The following is an 18,764-nucleotide window of genomic DNA, read 5'->3' on the forward strand; positions in this document are numbered from 1 at the left end:
TGTAAGCCTGTGGGGATTTCTCCAATCCGTCTGAGCTCGCTGTCTGGGAGGTCTCCGAAGAAGACAACCGATATCAAGGTACAGACTATCAGTGCTAGTAGGGGGGATGGAATTAATCGATTCAGCCTCCGAGGTGATCCAAACATAATCACCAGAGTCAGGATTGCTAAACCGGTAGCGGCAAAATGGGGATTAGCCACGAACCTAGGAAAATCCAGGACAGACTGTACCACATTGGCAGAACTCGGATGCCCGAAAAATGGACCAATCTGTAACAGCAGAATGATCACACCAATCCCTGACATAAAGCCAGATATCACTGTGTAGGGCATCAGGGTAATGTATTTCCCCAGCCGCAACAGCCCAAATAAGATTTGAAATATCCCTCCTAGCATGACAACGGTGAATGCCATGGCTAGGCCAGTATCTGGGTTTTTAGCCACTAGCGCCGTAAACACCGTTGCCATCACTACGGTCATCGGGCCAGTGGGACCAGAAATCTGAGAGGGAGTACCGCCAAACAGAGCGGCAAACAGACCGACAAAAACAGCGCCGTAAAGACCATGAATTGCCCCAGCACCGGAGGATACTCCGAAAGCTAGAGCTAATGGTAGTGCGACAATTGCAGCAGTCAGACCACCAAAGACATCACCGCGCAAATTACGGAAATGTAAACCATTAACAAATTGCATGAGTGGGTAATTTAGTGAGAGAATAATACTTGCTCTAGGCCCACATCTAATTGATTCTTTCCATATAACTTGGAATTCCTACCATGATGGTATAGGAAAATCTAAGGGGTAGAGCCATCCAAATATAGAAACCAGGATTTACCTGGGCAACACTAAAGTATATGGCAGCAAGAATTGCTATAAGCAAGAATTGCTATATAAGATGCCTTAGAATTTTACACTAGAATTTTACACTGTTGGAGGTGAAACGGTTAAAATTATTAGTTAATGTATGGAGTCTACCACTAAATCAATCGATGCCTAGCACCAGAGACTCTGAATCTCCCCAGGGCACACAGATCTAAATTATAGAAACCTTACTCAGAAGCGATGCAGTGCGGTCTTGGGGGTTTACCCCATGAGCAACTGCATCAAGAGGTGCGACCCGTGGCGAATTTAATAATTAGATGCGGAAAGGGCACCTAACAAAGATTTAACAATTAATAAGCAAAAATACTTATTTTATCAATCTTATATCCAGTAGGCATTTCAAAATAACATACGTTTACCCTGCTGATCTCCCCAAAGAATAATTGAGCAAGGTTAGTGGGAGTATACAGAAGGATTGGTGGATTATTTCGCAAATTCTGGTGAAAAATTCCTGGAAAATCAATTACTCTGACTAGAGACTAAACACTCTTTGACTAGAGACTCGTCAATGGGACGATAGTTGTTGATCTCGCACTCAGGTTAAATCAGATTGGGATAGTCCTGGTAAGATTGGGCTAATTACTAGGATCCGTACAAGTCTTCATCCCCGTGTTTTTAAACCGGGGATGAAGAAACAAGCGCGACTAAAGTCGCCTAAAAAATCTTTCAGTAAAAGGTTGACACTTATATAGCGCCAGAGTATACTGAGAATATAGGGTAAAGGCTGAAAAACCGAGGGTGAGCCGGGAGAGAGACCCGTAACTTATTGACCTTAAAGTAGTAATGCCCGGAGGGTAGGGAAAATCCTCCTTAAAAACCCAATCATCAACTACCAATTGGTGTGTGAACCCAGAAAAATCACGCTTTGAGAAAAAAAAACGGTACGGTGGGGCACACCGGAACCGAGTGAAAAGGAAGGGAAACGGACTATGCACATGCACTTCCTATTAAGTAACTAAACGCCTAGGGAGAATCGCCCTCTGGGTCTGTCGTAAGTTGACTAAGAACTTGGTCAATACGGGTTTTTGGTTTAAGTACTGTCCTGTTTTTGGCGGCGTCAAAAATAGGAATACGGCGGTTTAAGGCGGCTCGTTGATCTAGGAATCCCCGCTTATACAAGGCCGGGGAGTGTCAATGGTAACCTATCCTGCTGTTGACGAGAAAGCATGCAAAAAATCCTGAGTTGGGCAATACTAGCTTCTGTGATTACATTACTTGTTTTACCTGTTTCGGCTGAGCAACCCCTTTTCCTGGCCTATCCCCCCCGTGAGCATAAAACTACTGCAGAGCAAATTTTCTTGATTGGTACTGCAGCCCCTACTTCACAGGTGCTGGTCAATGGTAAACCTATCCCCCGTAGCCAAAGTGGGAATTTTGCTCCTAGTTTCCCTTTGCAGCTGGGAGAAAATCGGTTTACCTTGCGCTATCTAAACCAGGAAATTCAAGTTACGGTAACTCGACTGTCTACTGAACCAGAGTTACCAGCAGGTTTGGGATTTGCGAAAGATTCCCTGACCCCAGCAGCAGATATTGCTAGATTACCTGGAGAACAGATTTGTTTTGGTGCGATCGCATCCCCTCGTGCTAGGGTTTCCGTCACCCTGGGCAATCAACATATTTCCTTACTCCCTCAATCCCAAGATGCCCAACTTCCCTCCAATTTTGCTGTATTGACTGGTCAAAACCAACCTACACCTCGTGCAGTCATTAATAACTACGAGGGATGCGCTTTGGTATCACAGGTTGGAAATTTTGGCAACCCTGTGTTTCAACTAAATTTCAATGGCGAGAGAGTCAGTCAGCGGGGTACAGGTACAGTGGAAATTCTATCTCCTAACCGCTTAGAGGTGATAGAGGTAATAGAGGAGGCTGGGGTTGCCCGCACTGGACCGAGTACTAGCTATTCTCGCTTAACTCCTCTACCAAAGGGAACTAGAGCAGCAGTTACTGGTAAACAAGGAGACTGGTTACGTCTTGATTATGGTGCTTGGATTCGCCAGAAGGAAACCAAGGTGATTGCTGGTGCAACTCCCCCGAAGTCGATTATTCGCAGTATTACTTCCCGACAGGTACCTGGAGCAACAGAAATTCTCTTTCCCCTAGAGATACCAGTACCAGTGAGTGTGCAGCAGTCCGATAAAACCTTTACCCTAACGCTACATAATCTAACCGCTCAAACGGATACGATTTTCCTAAATGATGACCCAGTGATTAAGCGCCTAGACTGGTACCAAGTGACTCCAGACCGGGTGCAGTATAATTTTAGACTCAAATCTGAGCAGCAGTGGGGGTATGACTTGAGGTATGAAGGCACTACTCTCATTCTGTCTCTGAGACATCCACCAAACTTGAGCAGTAGAGGAATACTGGGTCTATCCACTCAACGGTTAGCAGGAATTAAGATACTGCTTGATCCCGGACATGGGGGAGCAGAAAAAGGAGCTAGGGGACCGAATGGGTATCCAGAAAAGGATGTTAATTTAGTAGTCTCGAAATTGTTGCAAAAGGAATTGGTACAACGGGGAGCAACGGTATATATGACACGGGAAACTGACAAGGATGTGTCATTACGAGACCGGATGGATATGATTCACGAACTAGAACCAACTATTGCCCTTTCTATCCATTATAATGCGTTACCAGATGATGGTGATGCCATTAATACTGCTGGGATCGGAATGTTTTGGTATCATGCCCAAGCCCACGATTTATCAGTGTTTTTGCATAATTATTTAGTCCAAAAGCTCCGGCGTCCATCCTACGGAGTATTTTGGAATAATCTCGCCCTAACCCGTCCTCACAAAGCTCCTTCGGTGCTGTTGGAATTGGGATTTATGATTCATCCAGTGGAATTTGAATGGATTAGCAATTCCCAAGAACAAAGGCAATTGGCTAATGCGATCGCAGATGGGATTACGGAATGGTTGGCTACTGTGGAGTAATGCACTAGGGAAAATCACGATTACTGAGGGGAAAAACTAATCGTGACCTAAGTTTGTTATACAGAGACGGATCAGTGCTTTGTAATGGTTGAGGCATGGCATCAAACTCTTCCTCTTCGACAGCGAGGTAAGTATCAATCTGATCAGGATTAGCTAAGTAGAAAGCGATCGCTCCGTAAACCTGTTCAAGGGTCAACAGTGGGAAAGATTGGACAATACTTTCCGGTGATAATCCGTTGCGGAAAGTATACACAACCGAGTCGAGAGAAATTCGTGTGCCTGCAATCGATGTAACCATCTAAATACGGGAAGGGGACTCCCGTTATAAACGTTAGTTTTAGCGGGTTTAAAGTTACCGTAAGATAGGGTCGCCTTATTAAAAAAGATTTAACCATGCATCTGCATAGCCCACTGACTCTAAAGGCTCCACAATAAACAGGTTTCGTCTCCGGGGAATTCCCGCAGGTCAATAAATTGTTCGCGTAGCGTGGCCTACGGCCAGCGATAGCGAATCGTTATTAATTAGACGCATACTCATAGCCGTCAGCCTTAAATATTGTTTTTAGATATTTTGGATGAACATCGATCTTTCTCTCAGGAACCATTAGTACAAAACTTGGACGATAACGAATAGCTATCCGACCTGTATACTGCCCGGCATATTTTCCTTTTTTTATGTTAGCTTTGACGATATCTCCTGTCTGAAAACCTTTAAAAAACTTAGCAGAAGGAGCATGAGCTTTTGGGAACCCGTATTTATTGGGTCGGCATCTTTGACGAACACCATGACCTTTAGCTGTTACTGTCAGTGGTTTTATTCCGTTTAGTAAAATTTTCCCAGGGGTAGTTTTACCTACACAAGCAGCATCGATCCAGTGAGCTTTTTCGAGACCCCTAGTCTTACGATTAAACTTAGTCAATCCACCCGAACCTGTCTCGACGGGTAATCCAGTTAATTTTAGTCTTCTCCATAATTCCCAACGGGTTGAGTTGACGGCTGCGGCATCTTTCAAAGGGGTTTTTGCTTTAGTTAATACTTTTTTGAGAATTGTTGGTTTTTTCTTTAAAAATTTCTCAATCGGGTCGTTGCCTTTTCTCTGATTACAACACCGACAAGCAAGAGTTAGATTGCTGACTCGATTACTGCCGCCTTTTGATTTTGGAACAATGTGCTCAACTTCTAAAGGCGTATTAATGGCACCACAGTAGACACAACTGTGTCCCCATTTAACAAGAAGGTACTCTTTAACCTCAAACCCATACAGCTCGCCATATTGATATTCAACTCCTGACACTTCTGGATTTTGCATTTTTTGAGTGTCAAACCGCACTAACTCTTGAGATATTGCAGTCACTGGACACAACTTCCTCAGTCGTCTCACCCAGGTCTCAATATTAAATATTCGACTCATTAGTGACGAAGGCAGCCACCCTTCTGGGCGTCTGCGGTTGAGAAATCGAGGTTTACGGTAACGAGTTTGCCTGCTTCTTCTACCTCGCCTTAAGGCTCTTCTGGACTCCAAAGAATTCTTGATGTTTTGTCCTCGATGGTTAATTTCTAATGCACCTGTCACCCGTCCAGTCTGTTCTTGAATGACAGCTATTCCGGTTGTTTTTGAACCAGGGTCTATTTTGATTCTGTGTGGATGAGTTACAGAATTATCAACACTCCTATCCTGCATGATAATAGTGAATGGATAGCGCTTAAATACTTTAGCCCTTCCTTTCTTGAGTAGTTCTCTAGCTCGTGCCGGGTGACATGGATCCAGAGTTTTTTTATCTTGATCTAAAACGAAAACTCGCATTACTTTGAACACTCCACAACGTGGGTAAAGTTTGCCTTGACAATGTTATAAGAGCTTTTTAGGTTAACAACACTTCCTTAACTCTCTACAGATGTTTAATTGTTAACAACAGAGCTGAAGGCTGGCACGCACCTACAGGTGTTATGACTCAAATAACGTAGACCATTATCAAGTCTTAGTCTGGTCAACTATGAGCTTCTACAAGCTCCCGCTATAGTCCCATAGGACTTAGCGGTGAGTTATTGACTGTCCCGATACTCTACATAGGTTTTAACTTCTATAACTGGCATAAACTTACCTTGAACATATCTATTTAGATCATATAACTGAAACAACTGATACAAAAAACTGAGATCAATACTGAGGCATTCTACTCTTGTCTGCCAATTATTCTGAAACTATCGATATAGCAATCAGAACTCAGATACCGCTAAGTATTTTTACTGACGATTTGGGGCTCCGGCTTCTCTGGATATCCCCTGAAGCGCGTTCGCGTAGCGTGACCTACGGTCAATCGCACAAGCGCGGAAGCTTCGCTTCATCGCGTAGCGTGACCTACGGTCAATCGCGTTCGCGCAGCGTCGGCTTTGCCGAAAGCGGTTCCAAAGGAACATCGCATTTTCTGGTTGCTTTACCGATGTGATAGTTAAGGATAGGTGTGGGTGGGATACAAAGTACCCGCAAGGGTACTGTAAAGTCTCGTAAACTTTGCCATCATAACTAGTATAAAGCCTATTTACAGTAATCCTTGCAGAAAAATCCCAACTCAAGGTGATAAGTAATTAAGGCGTCAAGCTACCCACTCGTAATTAACGTGGGTAATGGGTTCTAACCAATCCCTAATTTCTGGAAATTTATAGGAGTCAAATCATCATGGAAAAACATCAACCAATAGAATTTTCCCTAGAACAGGAGTTCAATCTTAAGGTGTTTGAGACGCAAATTCAAAATCTTGACCTTGAACAAGCAAAGAATCTGCTGTGCGAGCTCTATAGACAGATGTCAATTCGTGAAATTCATTTCAGGAATTTCGTTAAACAAAGTTTAATCGGAGATCCTCCACCTTGGAGTGAGTAAGCTCAGGGAGCAAGGTATGGAAGTAAGCTTATGTGCTACGCACACGCGTGCGCGTTCAGCTATCAGCTATCAGCTATCAGCTTGGCCTTGGTAAGCATTCGTTTAATTTATTGCCCATAGGCGCACGCTACGCTGGGTTTATTTTATGCATGATACCTGAGGGCTGACCGCTGAGGGCTGACCGCTGAGGGCTTAATGCTTACTTTTGCTTAATACGGAAAATTTTCCATTTAAATTCCGATTAGCTTAACCCAATTCTCCGGAATCCACAGCTAAATTACTGAAGAAACAATAAACACACCAGTTAGAGTCAAGGTGGCTGAGACAGCATAACATTATTAAGTGCATCACGTAGGTAGCTATAAATACATTTAACATGACTGAATTGCTAAATTATCGATGAATTCAGCAACTCAGCAATTCAGAGTAATTTCTCACCTACTTACTGTTCAAATGCTCAGTTAACCAACGCTCTCTAGCTTTAATTCACAATCAAGGAGTATCCCATGGTAAAACAAATGTGCTGGTTATCGAGCTTTGGTAGTAATGAACATAAAATGTTGCACTTGCGGACTTCCCCTTATGAGGCTTGGCGTCCGTACACAGCTTTTCCCCAATATGCTGTCCCAGATTACCCAGTACCTGGCGGTTCTAAAGGCTGGGCAACTTATCAGAAACTAAGACTCTCAGACTGGGTTTTGGTTCCTAGTGACAATGAAACTATCGATTATAAAGCAAGTTAATAATTTAGTAATCAATGAAGAATGTAGAATGAAGAATGTAGAATTAAGAATGTAGAATGTAGAATGTAGAATGTAGAATTCTTAATTCTTAATTCTTAATTCTTAATTCTTCAACAGTTAAACTAATTACTTGACTAGATAAGGACTGGTTAACTTATCTAACTGCTGCACTAACAGGCTAAGGAATAAACCGACATCAGTGACAACACCAACAGATTCTACTGAACCGCGATCGCTTAATTTTGTCACTACGGCGGGGTTAATATCCACACAGACCATCTTCACTCCGGCTGGAGTCATATTGCCCACGCCAATAGAATGAAGCATAGTAGACAGCATCAAGATCATATCTGTCCCTTCCAATAACTTGGCATACTCTTGCTGTGCTTTAATCAAATCCATCTGGGTATCTGGCAGAGGACCATCATCTCGGATCGAACCGGCTAGGACAAATGGTACGTGATTGCGGACGCACTCATACATCACCCCTTTAGTTAATACACCCTGTTCTACCGCTTGGGCAATGCTACCGCAGCGACGGATAGCATTGATGACTTTGAGATGGTGGCGGTGTCCACCATGGACAACTACTCCTCGTTTCATATCCACACCCAAGGAGGTTCCCATCAGGGATTGCTCGATGTCGTGAACTGCGATCGCATTTCCCCCTAACAGCGCCTGAACATACCCTTGTCGAATCAAACGGGATAAATGTTCACTACCGCCAGTGTGAATTACCACAGGTCCTGCTGTCACTACTACTCTGCCCCCTTGGTCTCGGATTTGGCGCAGCTCCCAGGCAATTTGTTCCACTACTAATTCTACCCGGCGCTCACTAGAGACCCCAGATGCCATAAAACTAAATTCTTGCTGATTGCGTTGTTCACGGGATTGAGTTTTGCGCACCGTCCGGATTCCTTCTACTCCCAAGATCACCTGTTCTCCAACTTCCAAATCCCGCACCAGTTTACAACGAGCGATGACACCGTCTGGGGTTTCAGTTACTGCGATCGCACCATCCATGCGTTGATTTTGTACCTTAACCCACTCACAATTAACCCGTACTTCTGTAGGATAAATCGTAGTAACATAAAAGTCATCGGGAGCAACCCCTGCTTGAGTAACAGGTTCCAAGTTAGCATCACACACCTCTTGGGCAGGAGTGACAGCTCCTAGATCAATCAGCTTAGTCATAATCTCTGCCATCACCTCATGATCTGGTGCGGAGACTTTCAGTTCAGCATTAGAGGTGCTTTGCCGCTGTGTTCCTAGGTCGAAGTTAAGTACCTGGAAGCTACCCCCACCTCCTACAATTAAATCCAAGGCACGGCTGATGATACCAGAATCAAGCAAATGACCTTCCAAACGAATAATGCGACTTTCAACCGGTTGATTGCCATGGATTTCACTGCGGACTGGTTCAGTTACCCGTAAGGTTAGGCATTTAGCAGCACCACCAGCTTTCATAAATTCCGTCAAGGGGGTTTCAATCACCTCAAACCCAGCTTGACTGAGCCGATCTTTAAGGCGATCGCTAGCTTTGTTCATCACTACAAGTTGATCAATATTGACCGCATTGCAAGCAAAGTTCACTGCATCAGCTTCTGTGATTGCAATTCGTTTTTCCGGTGGTACCCGCATTTCGATTAAGCGGTTGGAATAGGAATCAAATGCTGGGGGATAGTAGAGTAAATAGCCACCACTCAGGGGACAGAAGCAAGTGTCCAAGTGATAGAAGCGTTGATCCATTAACCGCAGGGACACAACTTCAATATCTAACCATTTAGCAAGGTATGGATGGGAATCAAGTTCTGAGCGGAAGCCATAGCCAGCCCACAGCCAACGCCCTTCCCGGTCTAGCAGAGCATCCCCAGCTCCTTCAAACGGTAAGTCTTGAGGAAGTTCATAGACAGTGTAGCCATTGTCATCAAACCATTGCTTGAAATAAGGTTCTTCCCCCTGGCGCTCTTTGTGGAGGAAGCGGCTAAGCACCACATTCTTGCCCAAGACTAATCCCGCATTGGCTGTAAATACCATATCTGGCCAACCGGATTGAGGAGAAACTAAATCGACTAGGGCATGCTCTTTGATGACATAGTGAAGTTTTTGCCACTGTTCTACAGCGCGATCCCTCGATGACTTGTGAATATTTCCCTCCATCCAGGGATTAATCACATAATCCACATCGTAGTGGTCAGGGGGACACATGAGGAAGCGAATTGATTCTGTCATAGTCGATTTCTGATCTGGTAGATACCTACACGACCACGGTAAGTCAGCAATTAAACCAATGTCACGACAATTTGCCATTGACAGGCGAGTAGGTTAAGTTGGTGGATTAATCTTAGCTATTTTATCCATAAACTTATTATTGTACCATGAAAAAAATAATTATAACTAGACTGAAGGGAATTCTGCTTACCACTAGCATCAGTATTGTGAGCGTGCCAGTCTTGATCTATGGGGGATTGCTGGTCAAGCGTCCGTTTCGCAGCGACAAGCAGGAACAACTGTTCCAAGGCATTGTGTATCAAAGAGATGCTCGCAACTCACCCCGTCCGCTGATGGTACATACTGTTACCATAGACCTAACCGCACCAGGAATTAAACTGTTAGTAACACCAGGAAATAAAGTCGATAAAAATGAATTTACTGCCCGGACTACCTCGAAATTTGTGCGAGAGTTTAACTTACAATTAGCTATCAATGGTAGTTTCTTTTATCCTTTTCGGCAGTATCCACCGAACTCCTATCCTAAAAGTGCTGATCCGGTCATAGTACAAGGCCAAGTTATCTCTGAGGGCAAATCCTATGCTCCTCCAAAAGCAACTTCCTCAGTGCTTTGTATTTCAAAGTTTCTCCGCGCTCAAATTTATCAAAAACGTTGTCCTATAGGCACATCTCAGGGACTAGCCGGTAGAGAAATTTTACTAAAAGAAGGAAAGCCAGCAGTATTGGGAGGTCGTGGCGGTGAGAATTTATTTTCTCCCCGCACTGCTGTCGCTATTGATAAATCAGGCAAAACCTTGTGGTTAATTATTGTTGATGGTCGCCAGAAATTTTACAGCGAAGGAGTTAGCTTGGCTGAGTTGAATAAGATTATTCAAGAATTAGGAGCCGATAGCGCCCTTAATTTGGATGGGGGTGGTTCAAGCACTCTGGTAGTAGCAAATAATACTAAGCTACGGGTGTTAAATTCACCGATTCAGACCCGTATTCCTACGCGCCAACGTCCAGTTGCCAACCATCTGGGAATTTATGCTTTACCATTAGAGAATAGGGAGTAGGGAGTAGGGAGTAGGAAGTAGGGAGTAGGGAGTAGGGAATAGGGAATAGGGAATAGGGAATAGGGAGTAGGGAGTAGGCAAAAAAATATCACTATTAATTGAGGATTGTTATAGCTATTTTATCCCAAAATATAGTATAAATCAAACCCATTAATATATAGTTTAAATGCACTCTAGCTTAGAGCATGAAAAAATTAAATATAACTAGAGTAAAGCGAATTCTGCTTACCACTAGCATCAGTATTGTGAGCGTGCCACTTTTGATCTATGGCACATTACTGCTCAAGCGTCCGCTTCCCACCGACAAGCAGCAACAACTTTTCCCAGGCATTGTGTATCAAAGAGATGCTCGCAAATCTCCCCGTACCCTGATGGTACATATTGTTACTATAGACCTAACCGCACCAGGAATTAAACTATTAGTAACACCAGGAAATACCATCAATAAAAACGAATTTGCTGCCCGGACTACCTCGGAATTTGTGCGAGAGTTTAACTTACAATTAGCTATCAACGGTAGTTTCTTTTATCCTTTTCGGGAGTATCCACCGGACTCCTATCCTAAACCTGGTGATCCGGTCAGAGTAGAAGGGCAAGTTATCTCTGATGGTAAATCCTATGCTCCACCAAAATCAAAAAATTATTCAGTGCTTTGTATTTCAAAGCTTCTCCAAGCTCAAATCTATCAAAACCGTTGTCCTCTAGGCACATCTGAGGGAATAGCCGGTAGAGAAATTTTACTAAAGGAAGGGAAGCCAGCAGTATTGGGAGATAATACAGATGAGAAACTATTGTATCCCCGCACTGCTGTCGCTATTGATAAATCAGGCAAAACTTTGTGGTTAATTATTGTTGATGGTCGCCAGCGCTTTTACAGCGAAGGGGTTACTTTGGCTGAATTGACTACTATTATTCAAGAATTAGGAGCCGATAGCGCCCTCAATTTGGATGGGGGTGGTTCCACCACTCTGGTAGTAGCAAATAACAATAAGCTACGGGTGTTAAATTCACCGATTCAGACCCGTATGCCTACGCGCCAACGGGCAATTGCTAACCATCTGGGCATCTATGCTTTTCCGGTAGACAAATAATGATCAACAACGTTAAACCTTAACCCTTCAACACTTCAACTTTAAACCTTAAACCTTAAACCTTAAACCTTCAACACTTAAACTTTCAACCTTCAACATCAAACCTTCAACCTGAACCCTTCACCATTACTTGACCGTAACAATCATCCCTTCTTTGACTATAAACGCGCCATCAAACACTTCTTTAACTTCCACTGCCAGCTTGTCGAGAAAATCATCACAGTGATTAGGTTCGTGGTGGAAGATAGCCAGTTTCTTAACACCAGCAGCTTTTACCAGCTTCACCCCTTCCTGCCAGGTGGAATGTCCCCAACCTACCTTGGGAGATTTGGGGTTGTGGTATTCTTCATCGGTATACATAGCATCGTATATTAATACATCAGCATCACGGGCTAGATACACCACATTTTGATCAAGGCGGTCAGGAAAATGTTCTGTATCGGTGCAGTAGCACACGGAATGCCCTTGCCAGCTTACGCGATAGCCTATAGCACCATTAGGATGATTCAAAGGAGCAGTTTCTATGGTAATATCGTCTATGGTGACAGTGTTATGACCTAGTTCTAAGTCATAGAACTTCAAATCTGCCTTTACTTTGTTAGTAGGAACTGGAGCATTCAAGTGTAACACCCGCTCCTTGAAGTGTTGCTCCATGCAATCCCCGGGGGGAGGTGCGCCATAAATATGTAAAATGTTCCCTTCCACAAAGGCTGGAATGAAAAATGGCACGCCTTGAATATGATCCCAGTGGTAGTGAGTAAAAAACCAATAAGCTTCAATGGGTAACTGCTGCTTAAGGCTTTTTCCCAACAACCGCAAGCCAGTACCGCCATCAAAAATCAGGCGTAACCCAGCCACTTGCATCTCTACACAAGACGTATTGCCGCCATATTGAATTGTCTCCCGTCCAGGGCTAGGTATACTGCCTCGGACTCCCCAAAATTTAACCGAAAACTCGGAGGAAGTGCTTGTCTTCATTGGTAAGTTAATGCTTCAAAGTACCGCACTGACCCTGATGACGCAACAGGTGATCGCACAATACCAAAGCAACCATTGCTTCTACCATAGGTACGGCCCTGGGTAAGACACAAGGGTCGTGACGTCCTTTAGCAGCTAGAATGGTTTCTTCACCAGTACTGGTGACAGTACGTTGTTCTTTGCGGATGGTAGCAGTGGGTTTAAACGCTACTCTAATAATAATAGTCTCGCCGTTACTAATGCCACCTTGAACCCCACCGGAGCGATTGGTAACCGTGCGCACTGCACCGGTTTCGTCTGTGTAAAATTCATCATTATGCTCACTGCCGGTAAGTACAGTGCCCCCAAAGCCAGAGCCAATCTCAAAACCTTTACTAGCTGGTAGGGACATCACCCCTTTGGCTAAATCGGCTTCTAGCTTATCAAATACTGGCTCTCCCAAGCCTTTGGGTATATGGCGAGCCACACACTCTACTACACCCCCAACGGAATCACCGCTACGTCCAGTTTCTTCAATGAGCTCAATCATCCGTTGAGCACATTCGGAATCAGGGCAACGAACAATATTACTTTCTACCTGGTCTTGAGTGACGGTGTTGGAGTCTACGATACCTTCTAAGGTTTTGATACGCTTGACGTAGCCAATGACTTCTACACCAGTAGCTTGCCGGAGAATTTTTTTTGCGATCGCACCCGCTGCCACTCGCCCGATGGTTTCCCGGGCTGAGGAACGTCCTCCCCCCTGCCAGTTACGAATGCCATACTTAGCATCATAGGTAGCATCAGCATGGGAAGGCCGATACGTTTTTTGCATCTCGCTATAGTCTTGGGGCCTAGTGTCTTTATTGCGCACCATTATCATAATTGGTGTGCCCAGGGTTTTGCCCTGAAATACTCCCGAAACAATTTCACAGGTATCGGTTTCTTTACGAGGAGTAGTAATCTTACTCTGACCCGGACGCCTGCGGTCTAGTTCTACCTGAATTTCTGCCGCAGAAATTTCCAGTCGCGGTGGACAGCCATCAATGACTACCCCAACCCCACCCCCGTGGGATTCTCCAAATGTCGTGATCCGAAACAAATGTCCAAAGGTATTGCCCATAGTTAGTGCTCTATTAGTCCTCTAATGGTAGTACTTACTTAAGCTATCAGCTATCAGCGGTCAGCGATTAGCGCACGCTACTTGAGGTGCTATCAGCTTATGCGCTACGCGCACGCTACTTGAGGTGCTTATGGCTTAGGTCCGATGCGTCGAAGACTGTGCCATCCTACTAGATCGGTGTTTTTGAATAAAATAAGCTGACCACTGACCACTGACTACTGACCACTGACGGCTGACGGCACCTCAAGTAGCACCATCTGTAGCGCATATGCTTACGTACTTACTTATCTTATTCCTTAGTAAAACTGTTTGGCGGCTTAAGTCCTGTTGGATTCCCACCTAATAATTTACCTAATGATTTACCTAATGATTTACTTAATAATTTACCTACTAATTAAGATTAGTTAAGTTCAAATTGTTTTGATGATCCTAATTTAAAATCTGTTATATAATTTCCCAATAATCCGATTTTATTGGTTAGGATGCTTATGGCTGTTGGTGCATTTTTAGAATTAAGGATAATTTGCCTAACCGGATGTTTTGCTTGGGGGTTTTCTGCTCCAGTTGTAGCTGAACTTACTCCCGATGGCAGCTTGGGAAATGAAGCGTCAAGGGTAACTCCTAATGTAGAGGTCAAGGGGGCGCTGGCAGATTTAATTGAAGGGGGAGCAACTCGTGGGGAGAATTTGTTCCATAGTTTTGCTGAATTTAATGTAGGAGAACTACAACGAGTTTATTTTGCTAATCCCTCTGGGATTCAGAGGATTTTAACACGGGTAACCGGAAGTAATCTATCCAATATTTTAGGCACTTTGGGAGTAGATGGGCCAGCGAATCTGTTTTTACTCAATCCCAATGGTATTGTGTTTGGAGATCAGGCGAGATTAGATGTAGCTGGTTCCTTTTTCGCCTCTACTGCCAATAGTTTGGTATTTGGTGATGGCCAGGAGTTTAGTGCCACATCACCAGAAGCCCCGCCACTGTTAACCATTAATATCACCCCAGGATTGCAGTATGGCAAATATGACCCGAGGAGCACAATTACAAATGCTGGGAATTTAGCAGTAGGACAAGATTTAACCCTAGCCGCTGGCCATCTGGATTTACAAGGTCAACTGGAAGCTGCTAGGGATTTAACTCTGTTCGCAGAAGATACAGTCACGATTAGGGATAGTGTAGCGCAACCCTTTAGGTTGTCAGCAGGTGGCTTGCTGCTAATTCAGGGCAATCAGTCAATTGATATTGCTGCCCATAACCATGTCCTAAGTGGTTTATTTGCTGGTTCTGATTTACGGTTGCAATCGCATAATCCTATCGCTGGGAATGCTTACTATTCCGCTGGCGGCAGTGTCAGTATCGAACAGTTGGATGGGCTACCGGGAAATTTAGTCAGTCCCCATGATCCGATAATTCTGGCCAATGGGGATGTCAGTTTAGGAAACTATACCGGAGCATCACTCCATATTTTGGCAGGAGGTAGTGTTACCGTTGGGGACATCGAAATTAACTCTACCGATACCGCTGATAATGCGATTAGCCCCGATAACTCCAATCCCTTCTTAGCTAGTCTGGCTAATGTGACCTTGTCCGACGAAGCGAGAACATCGGTAGTGATAGATGGCAGTAACCAACCTACCCTAGATATCCGTGCTGGCATAGATTGGACATTACTGGCGGGTTTTCCAGGAAATACCGATAGTGGAAACTTAGGCTCTAACTTTGGGACTGGTGCTACTAGTGCAGATATAGAAATTGGTGACATCTCGATTAATGCTCCCAATGGACTAGTATTGTTAACCAATCAGTATCAAGCTAATCCATCGTTAGTGAGTGAAACCCTGAAAATTAGTTCACTTCTAACTGGTGACGGCACCATAGCCAAGGTAGTCAATAAGAAGCTTATGAATGATACGAGTAACCAGAGGTTTTCAGGGAATGGTGGTGAGGTCTTGATTGATTATCGGGGCCCCATTGAAATAAGCGGACGCATTGATGCCTCTTCCGCTTCTGGTAAAGCAGGGGATATTACCGTGGTTACAAATGATCAACTATCCCTTGACAACAGTTTCATTATTAGCAACACCTTCGGAACAGAAAAGGGTGGGGATATCACTATTGATACTGGCTCACTCTCTGCCAAAAACGGTGCTCAGATCGAAACAAGTACGTTCTTTGTCATTAAGGAGGATGATAATATCGACACCAGTATCTTTGAGAACGCAGATGCCGGTAAAGTGACTATTATTGCTGATGATACAGTTACTTTTGAAGGGAAATCGCAAGATGGTCAGACTAGTGGCATCGTCAACAACATTCTTAACGACATAGATCGAAAGGCTGAACCAAAACCTATCGTTGACAGTGGTGGAATTTTCATTACCACAGGTTCTTTAGTTGTTAACGATGGCGCTCAACTGGAAGCCAGGGTTGGAGAGGAAGATACAGCTGGAACAGGTAATGTCAGAAAGTCTTGGGGGAACTCCGGCGATATCAATATTGTTGCTAGGGATACAGTTTCCTTTGATGGTGGTGGATTTGAAAATGATGGTGGTGCCTTCACTAGTGTTGAGGGACAAGGTAATGGTACTGCTGGTGATATTAATATCCAGGCTAGGTCAGTTTCTGTAAGCAATGATGCATCGTTACAGTCTAACCTAATCGGACAGGGAAATGGTGGCAATCTCAAGATTGTCGCTAGTGATTCAATCATCTTGGATGGAGCCCAAAACTCTATCCTGACTCGGGTTAATCGAAGTGGTAAAGCCACTGATGACAATAACGGTGGTGGTAATGTTGATATTGAAACTCGGTCACTTTATCTCACTAACGGTGCTCGAATAGTTGCCTCTACATTCGGAAAAGGAAACGCAGGTAACGTAAAAATTACAGTAGCAGAGGACATAGTTTTTGATGGGAATCTGGTAAATCAGTTCAATCAAACTATAGCCAGCGGTGTTTTAAGTCAGGTAGCAGAAGGTGCTAGAGGTAATGGCGGTAAAATTGAGATTATTGAGGCTAACTCTATTGCCATCACAAATACAGCAAAGGTAGATTCCAGCACTGCTGGGGCAGGTGATGCGGGACCGATAATTATCTCAACAAATCAGCTCACGCTCAGAGACGGGGGTGAAATTTCTGCTGCTACGTTTGGTCCAGGAAATGCTGGGAACATATCTGTGAAAGAAGCTGACTCAGTTGTTCTCACCAATGACAGTAATATCTTGAGTGAAGTAGAGCCTACAAGTAGTGGTAATGGTGGCCAGATTGAGATCTCGACTGACTCCCTATCCCTCACCAACGGGAGCACTATTGCAAACCGTACCCAAGGATTCAACCCAGTCAGGCTAGTGCAACAAGTACTGGCTAATCCTGACACAACCTATAACGAAGCAGTGCTGGGTGATAACCCAATCGTCTACTGGAGTCTTGATGAAACTAGTGGTTCAACGGCTTTTAATGCTACTGGCAATGGCTTCAACGGTACCTATGAAGGGGGTGTAACTCAAGGTGTTCCAGGAATATCCGGTACAGCAGGACAATTTAATGGCAAGAATGATACTGCTGTGGATATAGGTACTGTTCCATCAGGTTCAGATTTAGATATCTCAAATCAATCCTTCACTGTAGAAGCCTGGATAAAGCCAAACGAAATTGGAGAAAGGCAAGCCTATTTCGGGATACATAAACGGATAAAGAGTGACAATGACAAAAGTGAAAGTCTATATTTCAGATTGAACGAGAACGCTTCTGTTGCTTTCGGTGATTTTCCCAATGATTTGGAAACACCAGAGAACATCATTGAAGTAGATACTTGGTATCATGTTGTAGCTAGTTACGACAAAGATTCCGATACTAACACTATTTTTGTCAATGGCAGAGAAATTAATCGCAATAATCAAGGGTTTTTTAATGGCGAAGAACCACGCATCTTGATCGGGACTTGGCCAAACATTGGTGACCAATCCTTCAATGGTGTGATTGATGAAGTAGCAGTCTACAACACAGCCCTATCTCCTGAAACTGTTGCCCAGCACTACCTGATCGGTCAGCGTAGCCTAGGCGCACCAATAGAAATTGGTGACAGTGGAGCCAATGCTGGTACGATTAACGTTCATGCTAATTCCATTACTATCTCTGGAGTTAGTCCCACTAATAATACTATTTCCAGTGGTTTACTGTCTGACAGCTCCGGGGATTTCAGTGGTGTAGCTGGTACGATCACCATCGATACTGATTCCCTGAAGGTTGAAGATGGAGGAATAATAACAGTCAAAAGTGAGAAAGGGATAGCAGGTAATCTGGACATTACGGCTAATTCCCTGTTGCTTAACAACGGAAGACTTTTAGCTGAAACTCAACTGAGTGGAGGTGAAGATGGAGCGAATATCACACTAGACGTATCAGAATCGATAGTGATGCTCAACGAAAGCCTAATCTCCGCAGAGGCTTCTGAAGAAGCTACGGGTGGCAATATTGATATTGATACCGACGTCTTGATTGCCTTTCCCCCAACTGGTCCTGATGGTAGCGATATCATTGCCAAAGCTGCACGGGGTCAAGGCGGTGAGATCACCATTGAGGCCGAAGATGTCCGTTTGATTGAGGAGCGCGAAGCCATTGAGGAAAATCGCACTAATGATATCGATGCCAGTTCTGAGTCTGGTCCACAAGGAATAGTGACCATCAATACGGGCAATATTGACCCTTCTCGGGGATTAGATCAACTACCAATTAATTTGGGTGTGGCTCTTTTGGAAAGACGTTTGGTCAGGTTTAGAGAGGTATCGGAAGAGTAGGAGGAGCAGTAATAGAGCAACGAGCTTGAATTAGTCGTTTCATCAAAGGAAGGCCATCTTTG

General features: G+C 44.1%; 15 protein-coding genes. 7 read left to right on the plus strand and 8 right to left on the minus strand.

Annotation, left to right across the window (positions count from 1 at the left end):
- A partial coding sequence (locus F6K37_RS13330) for a SulP family inorganic anion transporter (protein ID WP_287250688.1) occupies positions 1-692 on the minus strand: 692 nt, incomplete at its 3' end.
- 1,355 nt (positions 693-2,047) lie between these two features.
- Between F6K37_RS13330 and F6K37_RS13335 the strand changes: the two genes are divergently transcribed.
- Positions 2,048-3,823 carry an N-acetylmuramoyl-L-alanine amidase gene (locus F6K37_RS13335; RefSeq protein ID WP_287250690.1) on the plus strand — a complete coding sequence of 592 codons (1,776 nt, stop codon included), beginning with the start codon at positions 2,048-2,050 and terminating at the stop codon, positions 3,821-3,823.
- 4 nt (positions 3,824-3,827) lie between these two features.
- Here F6K37_RS13335 and F6K37_RS13340 read toward each other — a convergent pair whose 3' ends face one another.
- From F6K37_RS13340 to F6K37_RS13350, 3 genes are all read right to left on the minus strand, one after another.
- Positions 3,828-4,121 carry a DUF433 domain-containing protein gene (locus F6K37_RS13340; RefSeq protein WP_008183950.1) on the minus strand — a complete coding sequence of 98 codons (294 nt, stop codon included), beginning with the start codon at positions 4,119-4,121 and terminating at the stop codon, positions 3,828-3,830.
- A 220-nt stretch (positions 4,122-4,341) separates the two neighbouring features.
- A complete protein-coding gene (gene iscB / locus F6K37_RS13345; protein ID WP_008183953.1) occupies positions 4,342-5,628 on the minus strand; it encodes an RNA-guided endonuclease IscB in 1,287 nt (428 codons plus the stop codon).
- Between the two features lie 440 nt (positions 5,629-6,068).
- Positions 6,069-6,242, minus strand: coding sequence for a hypothetical protein (locus tag F6K37_RS13350; protein WP_154659776.1), 174 nt, complete (start codon positions 6,240-6,242; stop codon positions 6,069-6,071).
- Positions 6,243-6,501: 259 nt separating this feature from the next.
- Between F6K37_RS13350 and F6K37_RS13355 the strand changes: the two genes are divergently transcribed.
- The 3 genes from F6K37_RS13355 (at position 6,502) to F6K37_RS13365 (ending at position 7,448) form a co-directional block, all read left to right on the plus strand.
- Positions 6,502-6,705, plus strand: coding sequence for an NblA/ycf18 family protein (locus tag F6K37_RS13355; protein ID WP_008183956.1), 204 nt, complete (start codon positions 6,502-6,504; stop codon positions 6,703-6,705).
- 32 nt (positions 6,706-6,737) lie between these two features.
- Positions 6,738-6,872, plus strand: coding sequence for a hypothetical protein (locus tag F6K37_RS13360; protein WP_287250695.1), 135 nt, complete (start codon positions 6,738-6,740; stop codon positions 6,870-6,872).
- A gap of 339 nt (positions 6,873-7,211) precedes the next feature.
- Positions 7,212-7,448 (plus strand): hypothetical protein, encoded by a 237-nt coding sequence (locus F6K37_RS13365; RefSeq protein WP_044493099.1) that lies wholly within the window; start codon positions 7,212-7,214, stop codon positions 7,446-7,448.
- A gap of 126 nt (positions 7,449-7,574) precedes the next feature.
- Here the strand turns inward: F6K37_RS13365 and argZ are convergent, their stop codons facing one another.
- Positions 7,575-9,680 (minus strand): bifunctional arginine dihydrolase/ornithine cyclodeaminase, encoded by a 2,106-nt coding sequence (argZ, locus tag F6K37_RS13370; RefSeq protein ID WP_044493102.1) that lies wholly within the window; start codon positions 9,678-9,680, stop codon positions 7,575-7,577.
- Between the two features lie 146 nt (positions 9,681-9,826).
- Here argZ and F6K37_RS13375 point away from each other — a divergent pair, with 146 nt between their 5' ends.
- Positions 9,827-10,735, plus strand: coding sequence for a phosphodiester glycosidase family protein (locus F6K37_RS13375; protein WP_008183963.1), 909 nt, complete (start codon positions 9,827-9,829; stop codon positions 10,733-10,735).
- On the opposite strand, the gene F6K37_RS13380 is transcribed toward F6K37_RS13375, so the two are convergent.
- Positions 10,705-10,827 carry a hypothetical protein gene (locus F6K37_RS13380; RefSeq protein ID WP_267872027.1) on the minus strand — a complete coding sequence of 41 codons (123 nt, stop codon included), beginning with the start codon at positions 10,825-10,827 and terminating at the stop codon, positions 10,705-10,707. The genes F6K37_RS13375 and F6K37_RS13380 overlap by 31 nt on opposite strands.
- A gap of 93 nt (positions 10,828-10,920) precedes the next feature.
- Between F6K37_RS13380 and F6K37_RS13385 the strand changes: the two genes are divergently transcribed.
- On the plus strand, positions 10,921-11,826 hold the full coding sequence (locus F6K37_RS13385; protein WP_008183965.1) for a phosphodiester glycosidase family protein: 906 nt from the start codon (positions 10,921-10,923) through the stop codon (positions 11,824-11,826).
- Between the two features lie 126 nt (positions 11,827-11,952).
- Here the strand turns inward: F6K37_RS13385 and F6K37_RS13390 are convergent, their stop codons facing one another.
- Positions 11,953-12,804 carry an MBL fold metallo-hydrolase gene (locus F6K37_RS13390; protein ID WP_008183967.1) on the minus strand — a complete coding sequence of 284 codons (852 nt, stop codon included), beginning with the start codon at positions 12,802-12,804 and terminating at the stop codon, positions 11,953-11,955.
- A gap of 7 nt (positions 12,805-12,811) precedes the next feature.
- Entirely contained in the window at positions 12,812-13,906 is a 1,095-nt protein-coding gene (aroC, locus tag F6K37_RS13395) for a chorismate synthase (RefSeq protein ID WP_008183970.1), read from the minus strand.
- Between the two features lie 488 nt (positions 13,907-14,394).
- On the opposite strand from aroC, the gene F6K37_RS13400 reads away from it, so the two are divergent.
- On the plus strand, positions 14,395-18,702 hold the full coding sequence (locus F6K37_RS13400) for a two-partner secretion domain-containing protein (protein ID WP_287250703.1): 4,308 nt from the start codon (positions 14,395-14,397) through the stop codon (positions 18,700-18,702).
- The last annotated feature ends 62 nt before the right edge of the window (positions 18,703-18,764 follow it).

This window comes from Moorena sp. SIO4E2 (genome assembly GCF_010671945.1).
GTDB classification, from domain to species: domain Bacteria; phylum Cyanobacteriota; class Cyanobacteriia; order Cyanobacteriales; family Coleofasciculaceae; genus Moorena; species Moorena producens.